9 protein-coding genes are annotated in these 13,742 nt (G+C 74.4%); 3 read left to right on the top strand and 6 right to left on the bottom strand.

The features are described from left to right. Positions 1-45 precede the first annotated feature (45 nt). Complete coding sequence (locus Sya03_RS26715; RefSeq protein WP_203941187.1) at positions 46-894, top strand: class I SAM-dependent methyltransferase; 849 nt, start codon at positions 46-48, stop codon at positions 892-894. On the opposite strand, the gene Sya03_RS26710 is transcribed toward Sya03_RS26715, so the two are convergent. The 4 genes from Sya03_RS26710 to Sya03_RS26695 are packed head-to-tail and all read right to left on the bottom strand — an operon-like array spanning position 891 to position 6,337. After that, complete coding sequence (locus Sya03_RS26710) at positions 891-2,849, bottom strand: TIGR03960 family B12-binding radical SAM protein (protein WP_203941186.1); 1,959 nt, start codon at positions 2,847-2,849, stop codon at positions 891-893. The genes Sya03_RS26715 and Sya03_RS26710 overlap by 4 nt on opposite strands. A 23-nt stretch (positions 2,850-2,872) precedes the next feature. After that, the gene (locus tag Sya03_RS26705; RefSeq protein WP_239107878.1) at positions 2,873-3,214 is read right to left on the bottom strand and encodes an STAS domain-containing protein; all 342 of its coding nucleotides are present in this window, start codon (positions 3,212-3,214) and stop codon (positions 2,873-2,875) included. Further along, positions 3,207-5,600, bottom strand: coding sequence for a SpoIIE family protein phosphatase (locus Sya03_RS26700; protein WP_203941185.1), 2,394 nt, complete (start codon positions 5,598-5,600; stop codon positions 3,207-3,209). The genes Sya03_RS26705 and Sya03_RS26700 overlap by 8 nt, the downstream gene beginning before the upstream one ends. Then, entirely contained in the window at positions 5,597-6,337 is a 741-nt protein-coding gene (locus Sya03_RS26695; RefSeq protein ID WP_308442167.1) for an alpha/beta fold hydrolase, read from the bottom strand. Before Sya03_RS26695 ends, Sya03_RS26700 begins: the two co-directional genes overlap by 4 nt. Positions 6,338-6,542: 205 nt before the next feature. Here Sya03_RS26695 and Sya03_RS26690 point away from each other — a divergent pair, with 205 nt between their 5' ends. Both Sya03_RS26690 and Sya03_RS26685 read left to right on the top strand, forming a co-directional pair. Continuing rightward, the gene (locus tag Sya03_RS26690) at positions 6,543-8,252 is read left to right on the top strand and encodes a hypothetical protein (RefSeq protein ID WP_203941183.1); all 1,710 of its coding nucleotides are present in this window, start codon (positions 6,543-6,545) and stop codon (positions 8,250-8,252) included. 28 nt (positions 8,253-8,280) lie between these two features. Further along, a complete protein-coding gene (locus Sya03_RS26685) occupies positions 8,281-9,744 on the top strand; it encodes a cryptochrome/photolyase family protein (RefSeq protein ID WP_203941182.1) in 1,464 nt (487 codons plus the stop codon). On the opposite strand, the gene Sya03_RS26680 is transcribed toward Sya03_RS26685, so the two are convergent. Together Sya03_RS26680 and ileS are read right to left on the bottom strand one after the other, a co-directional pair. Beyond that, a complete protein-coding gene (locus Sya03_RS26680; RefSeq protein WP_203941181.1) occupies positions 9,741-10,424 on the bottom strand; it encodes a lysophospholipid acyltransferase family protein in 684 nt (227 codons plus the stop codon). The two genes, Sya03_RS26685 and Sya03_RS26680, sit on opposite strands and share 4 nt — an antisense overlap. A gap of 97 nt (positions 10,425-10,521) precedes the next feature. Continuing rightward, entirely contained in the window at positions 10,522-13,635 is a 3,114-nt protein-coding gene (gene ileS, locus Sya03_RS26675; protein ID WP_203941180.1) for an isoleucine--tRNA ligase, read from the bottom strand. Positions 13,636-13,742 lie beyond the last annotated feature (107 nt).

Here is a 13,742-nt window from a genome sequence, read left to right as displayed (position 1 = left end):
GATCCGTTGAGCCGCGCCCGGCCCCGCCGCCCCTAGGATTCCCGCATGGGCGACCCCGCAGAGGCGAAGGCCGGCACCGCCGCACTGTTCGACCGCACCGCGCAGACCTACGACCGGGCCGGCGCCGACTTCTTCGCCCGGGCCGCGGCCGAGCTCGTCGCGGCCGCCGCCCCGCGCCCCGGCGAGCGGGTGGTCGACGTCGGCTGCGGCCGCGGCGCCAACCTGTTCCCCGCCGCGCTGGCCGTCGGACCGCAGGGCAGCGCCGTCGGCATCGACCTCGCGCCGGCCATGGTGGCGGCGACCGCGGCCGAGGCCCGCGAGCGCGGCCTGACCCACGTGCGGGTGCTCGTCGGCGACGCCGAGGCGCCCGGCCTGCCCGACGGCTCCGCCGACCTGGTGATCGCCGCGTTCCTGCTCTTCCTGCTGCCCGACCCGGACGCCGCCGTGCGGGCGTACCGGCGGCTCCTGGCCCCCGGCGGGCGGCTCGCGGTCGCGACCTTCGCCGAGGACGCCGACCCCGACCGCACCTACGCGGCCGTGCTCGGCCGCGCCCTCGGCGAGTACTTCCCGCCGGCCCGGCCCGCGGTGCCGGGCGAGCCGCCGCACCCCATGCACCGGCTGCGCACCCGCGCCGCGGTCACCGAGCTGCTCGCCGGCGCCGGGTTCACCGGGTTCGCGTTCGCCGAGCGCGAGCACGTGCTGACCTACCCCGACGGCGCCGCGTTCGTGCGCTGGCTGTGGTCCACCGGCGCCCGCGGCGCGCTGGAGGCCGTGCCCGCCGACCGGCTCGCCGAGGCGGAGGCCGCGGTGGCCGCCGAGGCCGAACGCACCCTGCGCGGCCCGGCCGGCACGCTCGCGCTGAGCATGCCCGGCCGGGTGACGATCGCGCGCTAGTGGGTGTGGGCAGGCATCCGCAGCGGTGACCCGCCGACCGGCGTCAGCGGCAGCAGCTTGCGGCCCGTCGGGCCGATCTGGATCTCCGTGTCCATCGACGGACACACGCCGCAGTCGAAGCACGGCGTCCACCGGCAGTCGTCCTGCTCGAACTCGCTCTTGGAGTCCTGCCAGTCCTGCCAGAGCCAGTCCTTGTCGAGGCCCGAGTCCAGGTGGTCCCAGGGCAGCACCTCGGAGTGCTGGCGCTCGCGGGTGGTGAACCAGTCAAGGTCGACGCCGAACCGCGGCAGCACCTCCGCCGCCGACTCGACCCACCGGCCGTACGAGAAGTGCTCGCTCCAGCCGTCGAACCGGCCGCCCTTCTCCCACACCCGGCGGATCACCGCGCCCACCCGGCGGTCGCCGCGCGACAGCAGGCCCTCGATCAGCGACGGCTCGCCGTCGTGGTACCGGTAGCCGATGGCCCGGCCCAGCGAGCGGTCCGAGTTGATCTCCTGCTTGAGCAGCTTCAGCCGGTTGTCGATCACCTCGGGACGCTCCATCGGCGCCCACTGGAACGGGGTGTGCGGCTTCGGCACGAACCCGCCGATCGACACCGTGCAGCGGATGTCCTTGGTGCCCGCCGCGGCCCGGCCGGCGCGGATCACCTCGTGCGCCATGTGGGCGATCTGCAGCACGTCGTCGTCGGTCTCGGTGGGCAGGCCGCACATGAAGTACAGCTTCACCTGCCGCCAGCCGTTCGAGTACGCGGTGACGACCGTCCGGATCAGGTCCTCCTCGGTCACCATCTTGTTGATGACCTTGCGGATGCGCTCCGACCCGCCCTCCGGCGCGAACGTCAGGCCCGTGCGGCGGCCGTTGCGCGACAGCTCCTGCGCCAGGTCGATGTTGAACGCGTCCACCCGCGTCGACGGCAGCGACAGCGACACGTTCTCGTCGGCGTACTGCTGGGCCAGGCCCGAGCACATGTCGCCGATCTCGGAGTGGTCGGCGCTCGACAGCGACAGCAGGCCGACCTCGTTGAAGCCGGAGAACTCCAGGCCCTCCTTGACCATCTGGCCGACGGTCGTGATCGAGCGCTCCCGCACCGGCCGGGTGATCATGCCCGCCTGGCAGAACCGGCAGCCGCGCGTGCAGCCGCGGAAGATCTCCACCGCGTACCGCTCGTGCACCGTCTCCGCGAGCGGGACCAGAGGCTTCTTCGGGTACGGCCAGGCGTCCAGGTCCATGGTCGTGCGCTTCGCCACCCGGAACGGCACGTCCGCCCGGTTCGGCACCACCCGCTGGATGCGGCCGTCGGGCAGGTAGTCGACGTCGTAGAAGCGCGGCACGTAGATGCTCTCGGTGCGGGCCAGGCGCAGCAGCAGCTCGTCGCGGCCGCCCGGCGAGCCCTCCGCCTTCCACTCCCGCACGATGCCGGTGATCTCGAGGACGGCCTCCTCGCCGTCGCCCAGCACCGCCGCGTCGATGAAGTCGGCGATCGGCTCCGGGTTGAACGCCGCGTGCCCGCCGGCCACCACGATCGGGTGCTCGCCGGTGCGATCCGCCGACTCCAGCGGGATGCCCGCGAGGTCCAGCGCCGACAGCAGGTTCGTGTAGCCCAGCTCGGTGGAGAACGAGACGCCGAAGACGTCGAACGCCGTCACCGGGCGGTGCGCGTCGACCGTGAACTGCGGGACGCCGTGCTCCTTCATCAGCGCCTCGAGGTCCGGCCACACCGCGTAGGTGCGCTCGGCCAGCACGTCGGGCTGCTCGTTGAGCACCTCGTACAGGATCTGCACGCCCTGGTTGGGCAGGCCCACCTCGTACGCGTCCGGGTACATCAGCGCCCAGCGCACGGTCGTCGCGTCCCAGTCCTTGACGACAGCGCCGAGCTCGCCCCCCACGTACTGGATCGGCTTGCTCACCAGGGGCAGCAACTGCTCGAGCTTCGGGAAGACGGACTGCACGCTCATGGGGAACCAGCGTACGCGGGCGCTCAGCCCGCGACGGCGGCGCGGGCGGCCGTGAGGTCCGGCTGGAGCAGGTCCTCGCGGAACGCGCACAGCTGCAGCGCCATCCGCACCTCCCCGACCGGCGGCACCACCAGCGCCACCCGCGCCTCGCGCCGCTCCAGGTCGCCGACCAGCGTGTCCAGCAGCCGCACCCCGGCGCTGTCCAGGAACCCCACCGCGGTCAGGTCCACCACGGCGGCCGTCGCCGAGCGCAGCGGCGGCACGACCGTGCGCTCGATGCCGGGCACCGTGCTCATGTCGACCTCGCCGACCATGCGCACCACGTCCACCGAGCCGAACCGCGCCAACGTCACCGAGTCAGCCACCGGCCACCTGCCGTCGCATCGTCACCGTGGTCCCGCCGTCGGTGTTGATCTCCATCTGGTCCGTCAGCTTGCCGATCAGGAACAGCCCGCGCCCGCGCGCCGGGTCGTCCGGGCGCGGCTCGCGCCACGTCCCCTTGTCGGCGACCCGCAGGATCACCTCGTCGCCGAGCTGCGTCGCGGTCACCGTCACCGTGCCGTCCGCGCAGTCGCGGTAGCCGTGCTCGATGGCGTTCGCCACCGCCTCCGACAGCGCCAGCAGCAGCGCGTCCGCGCTGTCCTCGTCGACGCCGCGGAACTCCAGCCAGCCCTTCAGGTCGGTGCGCACCGCCTTGATCCGGTACGGGTCCGCCGGGATCGTGCGCTCCAGCCGCGGCTCCGTGCCCAGCGACACGCACAGCAGGCACACGTCGTCGTCCGGCGGCTCGCCGCCCATCAGCATGGCGTCCGCGATCCGCGCCGTCAGGCCCTTCATCGGCGACCGGCGGCGCGTCGCGAACATCGCGGCCAGCCGGTCCAGCCCCTCGTCCAGGTGCCGGTCGCGGCGCTCGACCAGCCCGTCGGTGTACAGCAGCACCCGGTCGCCGGTCACCAGCCGCACCGTCGCCTCCGCGCGGGACCGCCGCCCGGCCCGCGAGCCCAGCGGCGCCGACCGGCCCTCCCACAGCGTCTCCGGGTCGGCGTGCGCCGGCAGCAGCAGCGGCGGCGGATGGCCCGCGCAGCAGTACGTCATCGTGCCCGTGTCCAGGGCGATCTCCGCGTACGCGACCGTCGCCATCCGGGCCGTCTCCACCCGGTCCACGAACCGGTCCAGCTGCTCCACCAGGCGCGCCGGGCCGGCCTCCGCCGCGGCCAGCGCCCGCACCGCGCTGCGCAGCTGGCCCATCGTGCTCGCCGCGTGCAGGCCCCGCCCCACCACGTCGCCGACCACCACCGCCAGCCGGTCCGGCGTGATCAGGAACGCATCGTGCCAGTCGCCGCCCACCTCCAGCCCGCCCCCGGCCGGCCGGTAACAGGCCTCGACCGTGAACCGCAGGTCGCCCGGCGGCTCACCGGCCAGCAGGCTGCGCTGCAGCGTGCGGGCCACCTCCCGCTCCCGCTCGTACAGCCGGGCGTTCTCCAGCGCGGGCGCCGCCCGGTCCGCCAGCTCCGCCAGGAACGCCGGGTCCGGCACCGGCAGGCCACCGTGCGGGCGCAACGTCAGCGTGGCCGCCACCGCGCCGCGCACCGTCAGCGGCAGCTCGATGTCCGTGCCGGTCGCCGCCGGCTCCCCCGCCTCCGCCAGCACCTCCGCCTCACCGGCCAGGCGCACCTGCGCGTACGCGGCGACCCCGCGCACCACCATCTCCGCCAGCAGCCGGGCCCGCTCCGCCAGCCCCGTGACGCCGTCCAGGTCGCGACTGACCTCGCCCAGGAAAACCGCGCGCTCCTCGCGCAGCCGCACCTCGTCGTACAGCCGGGCCCGGTCCAGCGCCTGCCCCGCCTGCTGGCCGAGCAGCCGGGCCAGCTGCAGCTCGCTGTCGCTCACCGCGTGCGCCTCCGTGAACGTGCACACCAGCACGCCCAGCACCGCCTCGTGCGCCGTCAACGGCACCAGCAGCGCGCCCTGCCGCCCCTGCCGCAGCAGCGCGGGCGCCCACTCCGGCAGCTCCGTGCGCAGCTTCGCCGCGCCCGCCAGCACCACCGGCTCGCCCCGGCGCACCACCGTCGCCGCCGCACCGGCCGCGCTCAGCGCCACGTCCCGGAACCCCGCGTGCGCCGCGGCCGCCGCCAGCACCAGCTGCTTGCGGTCGCCGTCGACCACCCACAGCCCGCCGTCGGCCGCCCCGAACGCCGGCCCCGCCGCCGCCACCACGGCCCGCGCCACCCCGCTCGCCGTCGGCACCGCCGCCAGGTCCGCCACCACCTGCTGCAGGACCCGCACCCGCCGCTCGGACTCCTCCGCGGTGCGGCGCGCCTGCAACAGCTCCGCCTCGTACCGGCGGCGCTCCGTCGCGTCGAACACCGTGACCCGGATGACCCGCTCGGCCCCGTCGGCGTCGTAGTTCAGCGTCGCGTTGACCAGCGTCGGCATCCGCCGGCCCGTCGCGCACCGCACGTCCAGCGCGATCTCGCGCACCTCGCCCTGCATCCGCAGCAGCGGCGCCACGTGGGTCTCGTAGTAGATCAGGCTGCCGACGCCCAGCAGGTCCCGCAGGCGCTTGCGGCCCACCAGGTCCGCCCGGCCGTAGCCCGTCCACGACAGGAACGTCTCGTTGACGTTGACCACCGTGCCGTCGGGCAGCGTGGTCAGGTAGCCGCAGGGGGCGTGCTCGTACAGCTCCTGCGCGGTGTCGTCCCACGGCAGCGGCAGCTCCTGGCCGGAGTCACGGGTCTCCGGCACGCTCATGTCGCCAGGAACGCCCGGATCGCGGCCACCGTCTCCTCGGGGGCGCTCAGGTTCGGGCAGTGCCCCGTCGCCGTCAGGTGCACGATGCTGCTGCCCGGGATGGCGCGGTGCACGTACTCGCCGACCGGCGTCGGGGCGATCGGGTCGTCGGCGCACTGCAGCACCAGCGACGGCACCGCCACCTGCGCCAGGTCGGCCCGGTTGTCGCCGTAGAACGTGACCCGGGCGAACTGCCGGGCGATCGCCGGATCCGTGCGGCAGAAGCTGTTCGTCAGCTCCTCGCCCAGCTCCGGCCGCTCCGGGTTGCCCATGATCACCGGCGCCATCGCCGACGACCAGCCCAGATAATTGCTGTCCAGCGAGTCGATCAGCTCGTCGACGTCCGCCTTGCCGAACCCGCCCACGTAGTCCGCATCGTCGATGTAGCGCGGCGACGGCCCCACCAGCACCAGCCCCGCGAACCGGCCCGGGTCGCGCACCACCGCGAGCACGCCGATCATGGCGCTCACCGAGTGCCCCACGAACACCACGTCGCGCAGGTCCAGCTCCTCGACGATCTCCAGGACGTCGGTGGCGTACCCGTTCAGCGAGTCGTACTTCTCGGGGTCATAGGCCAACAGATCGGACTTCCCGGCCCCGACGTGGTCGAAGAGCACCACCCGGTGCGACTCCTCGAACGCGGGCGCCACGTACCGCCACATGTTCTGATCGCACCCGAACCCGTGCGCGAAAAGCATCGGCGGACCGTCCGGCGGCCCGCACATGGTGATCGCATTCCGCAACAGCGTGCTCATCCCAGCCGACATTACGTCGCGGCGCGCCCGCTGTCTTCTCCAGGATGCCCGTTCCCGCACCGCACAGTGGACGCACAGTGATCGCGGGGGTGGAATCGCGGTACTAACCTCGCTGGGGTGCGCCCTCCCCGGCGCGGAGAGGAAACCGATGTCCCACCAGGTCGGCGACCCGAACCCGCACGCCGGCACCCCGGCGCCCGGGCCCGACGGCGTCGCCGCTCCGCCCGCCGACCCCCGCCCCACCGGCCCCGACGGGGCCGCCACCGAAAGACGCACAGACATATTCGAACCGTCCACGGCCGGTCCGGCCGCGGACGGCGACGCGGCGGTCGAGAGCGACCCCACGCGGGTCGACGCTGGTGGGGCCGGTTCCGGCCCCACGTGGTCCGAGGCCCCTCGCCCGGCCGCCGGGAACGATGCCACGCGGGTCGAGGCGGGCGGGCCCGGGTCCGACCGCACCCGGGTCGAAGGGACCGCCGCCGACGAGGCGACGCGGGCCGGGGACGCCACGCCCGTCACCGGCAACGGCGACGAGCCCACCGATCCCGGCCTGGCGCGGTGGAGCGGGTCGGCGGTCGTGCCGCCCGCGCAGCCCAAGCGCAGCCGGTGGGCGCGGCTGCGGCGCACCCAGCCGCCCCCGCCGCCGGCCGAGGAGCCGGTGCCCGAGCACCCGCCCGCGGTCGACCCGTGGGCCGGCCAGGACGCCCCGTGGCTCGCCGGCGGGCTGCCGGAAGACGCCGGGTGGACGACCCTGCCGCCCACGGCCGTCGAGCGGCCGGTCGACCTGCCGCCGACGGCGATCGACCGCCCCGGCCGGCCCCGCACGGCCCCCGACGGGCCCGCCGCCTTCCCACCCACCCGCCATGACCTCGCCCCCGGCCACCCACGCGGCCTCCACGACCCGGCCGCCGGCCACCCCCAGACCCGCCAGGACCCGGCCGCCGCGCACCCGCCCACCCGCCACGACCGGGTGCCCGGCTTCCCGCCGGGGGCGGGCCAGCCATCCAGGCCCGCCGCCGACCGCCGGGCCGCCGCTCCCCCACCGCCCCCACCGCCGCGCGGCGCCGGCCACCCGCCGGCGGCGCCGACAGCGTCGGCAAGGGCGCACGGGGCCGCCGCGCAGCCCGGGAGGCGGCCGTTGCCGCCGCCACCGCCGCGCGTACCCACCAGGAAGCCGAACCGGCGCGAGCGCCGGGCCGCCGCGAAGGCGCTGGCCGAGGCGCAGGCCCGGCTGTCGGAGGCGCAGCGGCTCGCGGACCGGCGGCCGCCCGCGCGGCCGGTGGGGCCGCCGCCTCCGCCGCCGCGCAGGCGGCGCCGGTGGGGGCGGCGCTTCGGGGTGTTCTCGCTGGTCAGCCTGCTGTGCTGCTGTGGCGTGCCGGCGTGGTTCGGGTGGCCGGTGGCGCAGCAGTACCCGGCGGACGCGGTGCTGCCGCTGACGTTCAAGGATCTGAGCCTGCGCGACGACGCGGCCGGGCGGCGGACGGCGGACGCCCTCGCCGAGGAGATGCGGCCGCTGGGCGGCGACGAGGCGTTCGCGGGGGTCTACACCGACCGGCGCGGCAAGCGGGTGACGGTGGCGGGGGTGACGGGGCTGCGCTGGCGGCCCGGCACGGACCTGGAGCAGGAGGTCAGCCGGCTCGACGCCGAGTACCGGCTGAGCGGCGTGCAGACGTACGAGACGGGTGAGCAGGGGGCGCACCTGCGGTGCGGGGTGGGCCGGGACGGCGGGGCGGCGGTGGCGGTGTGCGGGTGGGCCGATCATGGCAGCCTGGCCCGGGTGCTGCTGACCCGCCGGTCGCTGGACGAGAGCGCGGAGCTGGTGAATCTGCTGCGCGGCGCGGTGCTCGGCCGCGCATGACCGGGGCGCCGGCGGGCATCCTGGCAGGATGATGCGGCGCTGGCTGTTCGCGGACCAGCTGGGTCCGCACTTCCTCGACGGGCCGCGGCAGCCGGTGCTGCTGGTGGAGTCGAAGGCGGTGTTCCGCCGCCGGCGCTTCCACCGGCAGAAGGCGCACCTGGTGCTGTCGGCACTGCGGCACCGGGCGGCGGAGCTGGGCGACCGGGCGGTGTTCGTGCGGGCCGAGACGTACGGCGAGGCGGTGCGCGGGCTGGGCGAGCCGGTGTCGGTGTGTCATCCGACGTCGCGGCGGGCCCGGGACCTGGCGCACCGGCTGGCCGCGGAGGTGCTGCCGCCGCGCGGCTTCGTGACGGCGCCGGCGGACTTCACGGCGTGGGCGGGCGGGCGGCGCGGGCTGCGGCTGGAGGACTTCTACCGGGACGCGCGCCGCCGGCACGACGTGCTGATGGACGGCGCGGAGCCGGCGGGCGGCACCTGGAACCTGGACCACGACAACCGGCAGCCGCCGCCGCGCGGCGCGGACAAGCTGGCGGTGCCGCCGCCCCCGGCGATCCGCGAGGACGACGTGGACGCGCAGGTGCGCGAGGACCTGGACCGCTGGGCGCGCGACGACGGCATCGAGTTCGTGGGCCGGGACGGGCCGCGGCTGTTCCCGGCCACCCGGCGGGAGGCGCTGGCCCGGCTGCGGCACTTCGTGCGGCACCGGCTGCCGGTGTTCGGCCCGTACGAGGACGCGATGCTGGCCGGCGACCCGTTCATGGCGCACAGCATGCTGTCGGCGCCGATCAACCTGGGTCTGCTGGACCCGCTGGAGGCGGTGCACGCCGCGGAGGACGCGTACCGGTCCGGGGCGGCGCCGCTGGCGAGCGTGGAGGGTTTCGTGCGGCAGCTGATCGGCTGGCGCGACTTCGTCTGGCACCTGTACTGGTACTTCGAACCGGAGTACCGGGGCGAGAACCGGCTGGGCGCCCGGTCGTCGCTGCCGGACTGGTTCGCGAACCTCGACGCCGACCACGTCGACGCGCGCTGCCTGGCGGACGTGCTGGCCGGGGTGCGCGACCGCGGCTGGGTGCACCACATCCCGCGGCTGATGGTGCTGGGCAACTACGCGCTGCAGCGGGGCTGGCGGCCGGACGAGCTGTCGGACTGGTTCCACCGCTGCTTCGTCGACGGCTACGAGTGGGTGATGACGGCGAACGTGATCGGGATGAGCCAGTTCGCCGACGCGGGCCGGATGAGCACGAAGCCGTACGCGGCGGGCGGCGCGTACATCAACCGGATGAGCGACTACTGCGGCGGCTGCCGGTACGACCCGAAGGTGCGCCTGGGCGACCACGCGTGCCCGTACACGGCGGGGTACTGGGCGTTCCTGTCCCGCAACGCCGCCGCGTTCGAGGGCAACCACCGGATGCGCCAGCCGCTGCGCGGCCTGGACCGGCTCGGTGACGTCGACGCGGTGGTGGAGCAGGAGGCCGCCCGCGGCACCCCCTAGGCGGCGGGCGGGGTGGCGCCGCGCGGCGGGGCGTACCGCGGCACGTACTCCTGGCCGGTGAGCTTCTGGATCTCGGCCATCAGCTCGTCGGTGAGTTCGCGCAGGGCGGTGCGGTCGTCGCCGCGGCCGGTGGTCTCGATCGGCTTGCCGAACCGGACGGTGACCTTGCCGGTGAACGGCTTCGGGTACGGCTGGCCGATGGGCTGCACCTTCTCGGTGCCGAGGACGCCGACCGGGATGAGCGGCACCCCGGCGGCGACGGCGAGCCGGGCGGCGCCGGTGCGGCCGCGGTAGAGCCGGCCGTCGGGCGAGCGGGTGCCCTCGGGGTAGACCGCGACCAGGTCGCCGGCCTTGAGCACCGGGACGGCGCCGTCGAACGCGGCCAGCGCAGCCCGCCCGCCGGCCCGCTCGACGGGGATGCAGCCGAGGCCGTGCATGAGCGCGCGGGTGAGCCGGCCGCCGACGCCGGAGCCCTTGAAGTACTCCGACTTGGCCCAGAACGCGATGTGCCGGGGCACGACGGAGCCGAGGAACAGCTCGTCGGCGACGGACAGGTGGTTGCCGGCGAGGATGGCGCCCCCGGTCGCCGGGACGTTCTCCAGGCCCTCGACGGTGGGCCGCCAGCCGAGCTTCATGGTGTTGCCGACGGTCCATTGACCGATCGTGTAGAGCAGCGGCACAGGTCCTCCGGCGTTCCGGTGCATGACGAGGGGGCGGTGTCACCGTAGCGGACACCGCCCCCTCGCACGGAAGTGACGCGGTGGGCGTCACACCGGATCAGACGGCGATGACCGCCACCGTGACCGGCTCGCCCTCGCCGGCCTCGCCGGTGAACCCGGCCACGCCGTCGTCGAAGGTGATCGCCTCGGCGAGCACCTCGCGGGCCACGAAGTCGCGGTGCGCGCGCACCGCGTCGGTGACCGCACCGGACGCGGCGAGCGCCACCGACACCCGGTCGGACACGTCGAGCCCGGCCTCGCGGCGGGCCTGCTGCACGACGCGGACGACGTCGCGGGCGAGGCCCTCGGCGGCCAGCTCGGGCGTGACCGCGGTGTCGAGCACGACGACGCCCTCGCCGCCGGGCAGCGGCGCGGACTGCTCCGGGTCGGCGGCGACGAGCTTCAGCTCGTACTCGCCCTCCTGCAGCGTCACGCCGGCCGCGACCGGGGCGCCGTCCACGAGCGACCAGTCGCCGCTCTTGACGGCCTTGATCACCTGCTGCACCTGGCCGCCGACGCGCGGGCCGAGCGCCCGCGGGACGACGGTGAGCACCTGCCGGCAATAGTCGGCGACGGCGTCGGTGAACACGACCTCCTTCACGTTGACCTCGTCGGCGACCAGGTCGGCGAACGGCCGCAGCGCCGCCGCCCGGTCGGTCGCCACGGTCAGCGTCGACAGCGGCAGCCGGACGCGCAGCGCGCGGGCCTTGCGCAGCGACAGCGCCGCCGAGCAGACGTCGCGGACCGCGTCCATGGACGCCACCAGGTCGTGGTCGGCCGGGTACCCGTCGGCGGACGGCCAGTCGGTGAGGTGCACCGACCGCTCGCCGGTCAGGCCGCGCCAGATCTCCTCCGCGGTGAGCGGCGCGAGCGGCGCCATCACCCGGCAGAGCGTCTCCAGCACGGTGGCGAGGGTGTCGAACGCGTCGGCGTCGCCCGCCCAGAACCGGTCGCGGGACCGGCGCACGTACCAGTTGGTCAGCGCGTCGAGGAACGAGCGCACCGACGCGCACGCGCCCGAGATGTCGTACTCGTCGAGCTGCCGGGTGGTGTCGGCGACCAGCTCGCGCGTCTTGGCCAGCACGTACCGGTCGAGCAGGTGCGCCGAGTCCGTCCGGAACCGGGCGGTGTGGCCGGAGGCGTTGGCGTACAGGCTGAAGAAGTACCAGACGTTCCACAGCGGCAGCAGCACCTGGCGCACGGCGTCGCGGATCGCCGGCTCCGTCACAGGGGCGTCGCCGCCGCGCAGCACCGGCGACGACATCAGCATCCAGCGCATGGCGTCGGAGCCGTGCGAGTCGAACACCCCGTACACGTCGGGGTAGTTGCGCAGGCTCTTGGACATCTTGGCGCCGTCGGCGCCGAGCAGGATGCCGTGGCTGACGCAGTTGCGGAACGCGGGCCGGTCGAACAGCGCCGTGGCCAGCACGTGCATCGTGTAGAACCAGCCGCGGGTCTGCGCGATGTACTCGACGATGAAGTCGCCCGGGTAGTGGTGCTCGAACCAGTCCTTGTTCTCGAACGGGTAGTGCACCTGGGCGAACGGCATCGAGCCCGACTCGAACCAGCAGTCCAGCACCTCCGGCACCCGGCGCATCGTCGACTTCCCGGTCGGGTCGTCCGGGTTGGGCCGGGTCAGCTCGTCGACGAACGGCCGGTGCAGGTCGGTGACGGCCACCCCGAAGTCGCGCTCCAGCTCCGCGAGGGAGCCGTACACGTCGACGCGCGGGTAGTTCGGGTCGTCGGACTTCCACACCGGGATCGGCGAGCCCCAGAACCGGTTCCGGGAGATCGACCAGTCGCGGGCGCCCGCCAGCCACTTGCCGAACGAGCCGTCCTTGACGTGCGCCGGCGTCCAGGTGATCTCCTGGTTCAGCTCGACCATGCGGTCGCGGAACCGGGTGACCGCCACGAACCACGACGACACGGCCTTGTAGACCAGCGGCGTCGAGCAGCGCCAGCAGTGCGGGTACGCGTGCGTGTAGGTGTCCTGCCGCAGCACGACCCCGCGCTCCTTGAGCTCGCGGATCACGCTCTTGTTGACGTCGAAGACCTGCTCACCCTGGTACGGCGGCACCAGCGCGGTGAACCGGGTGTGGTCGTCCACGGTGACGATCGTGGGGATGCCGGCGGCGTTGCAGACGGTCTGGTCGTCCTCGCCGAACGCGGGCGCCAGGTGCACGACCCCGGTGCCGTCCTCGGTGGTGACGAAGTCCGCCCCCAGCACCTGGTACGCGTTGTCGCCCGCGTGCTCGACGAGGAAGTCGTACAGCGGGGTGTAGCGCCGCCCGACCAGCTCGCTGCCGCGCACGGTGCCGACCTGCTCGTAACCCTCCAGCTCCTTGGCGTACGCGCCGACGCGCGCCTCGCCGACGATGTGCTTCTGGCCGTCCTTCTCCAGCACCGCGTACTCGATGTCGGGGCCCACGGCCAGCGCCAGGTTCGACGGCAGCGTCCACGGGGTGGTGGTCCAGACGCCGACCTTCTCGCCCGTGTCCAGCTGGAACCACACCGTCAGGGTGGGGTCCTGCCGGTCGCGGTACACGTCGTCCATGCGCGTCTCGGTGTTGCTCAGCGGCGTCTCGCACCGCCAGCAGTACGCGAGCACCCGGAAGCCCTCGTACACCAGGCCCTTGTCGTGCAGCGTGCGGAACGCCCACATCACCGACTCCATGTAGTCGGTGTCGAGGGTCTTGTAGTCGTTGCCGAAGTCGACCCAGCGCGCCTGCCGGTTGACGTAGCGCTCCCAGTCCTGGGTGTACTTCAGCACCGACGTGCGGCAGGCGTCGTTGAACGCGGCCACGCCCAGCTTGACGATCTCCGCCTTGGTGGTGATGCCGAGCTGCTTCTCCGCCTCCACCTCGGCGGGCAGGCCGTGGCAGTCCCAGCCGAAGCGGCGCTCCACCCGCCGGCCGCGCATCGTCTGGTAGCGCGGCACCAGGTCCTTCACGTACCCGGTGAACAGGTGGCCGTAGTGCGGCAGGCCGTTGGCGAACGGCGGGCCGTCGTAGAAGACGTACTCGTTGCTGCCCTCGTCGCCGGCGGGGCGCTGCTCGACGGACGCCTCGAACGTCTTGTCGGCGGTCCAGTGGTCGAGGACCGCCCGCTCGACGGCGGGCAGGTCGGGGCTCGCCGGGACACCCGACGCGTCGGTGTGCAGGGGGTAGGCCATCGGTGATCGCTTCCGTCGTCGCAGGTCAGGGACACTGCGAGGACGAGCCTCACGGCCCGCGGTACCACCTCGCTTGACGGCCGATCGACCGCCCGCTTCGTTCGCCG

Origin of the sequence: Spirilliplanes yamanashiensis (assembly GCF_016863475.1) — a bacterium.
In the GTDB taxonomy this organism is placed as follows: domain Bacteria; phylum Actinomycetota; class Actinomycetes; order Mycobacteriales; family Micromonosporaceae; genus Spirilliplanes; species Spirilliplanes yamanashiensis.
Note: the sequence above shows the minus strand (reverse complement) of the source record. Positions and strands in the feature narration are given on the sequence as shown.

Bases quoted from the DNA above. Each gene is read 5' to 3' on its own strand.
- Sya03_RS26715 (WP_203941187.1), top strand. From the start codon at position 46: ATGGGCGACCCCGCAGAGGCGAAGGCCGGCACCGCCGCACTGTTCGAC.
- Sya03_RS26685 (WP_203941182.1), top strand. From the start codon at position 8,281: ATGATGCGGCGCTGGCTGTTCGCGGACCAGCTGGGTCCGCACTTCCTC.
- Sya03_RS26710 (WP_203941186.1), bottom strand. From the start codon at position 2,849: ATGAGCGTGCAGTCCGTCTTCCCGAAGCTCGAGCAGTTGCTGCCCCTG.
- ileS (WP_203941180.1), bottom strand. From the start codon at position 13,635: ATGGCCTACCCCCTGCACACCGACGCGTCGGGTGTCCCGGCGAGCCCC.
- Sya03_RS26695 (WP_308442167.1), bottom strand. From the start codon at position 6,337: ATGCTTTTCGCGCACGGGTTCGGGTGCGATCAGAACATGTGGCGGTAC.
- Sya03_RS26700 (WP_203941185.1), bottom strand. From the start codon at position 5,600: ATGAGCGTGCCGGAGACCCGTGACTCCGGCCAGGAGCTGCCGCTGCCG.
- Sya03_RS26690 (WP_203941183.1), top strand. From the start codon at position 6,543: ATGTCCCACCAGGTCGGCGACCCGAACCCGCACGCCGGCACCCCGGCG.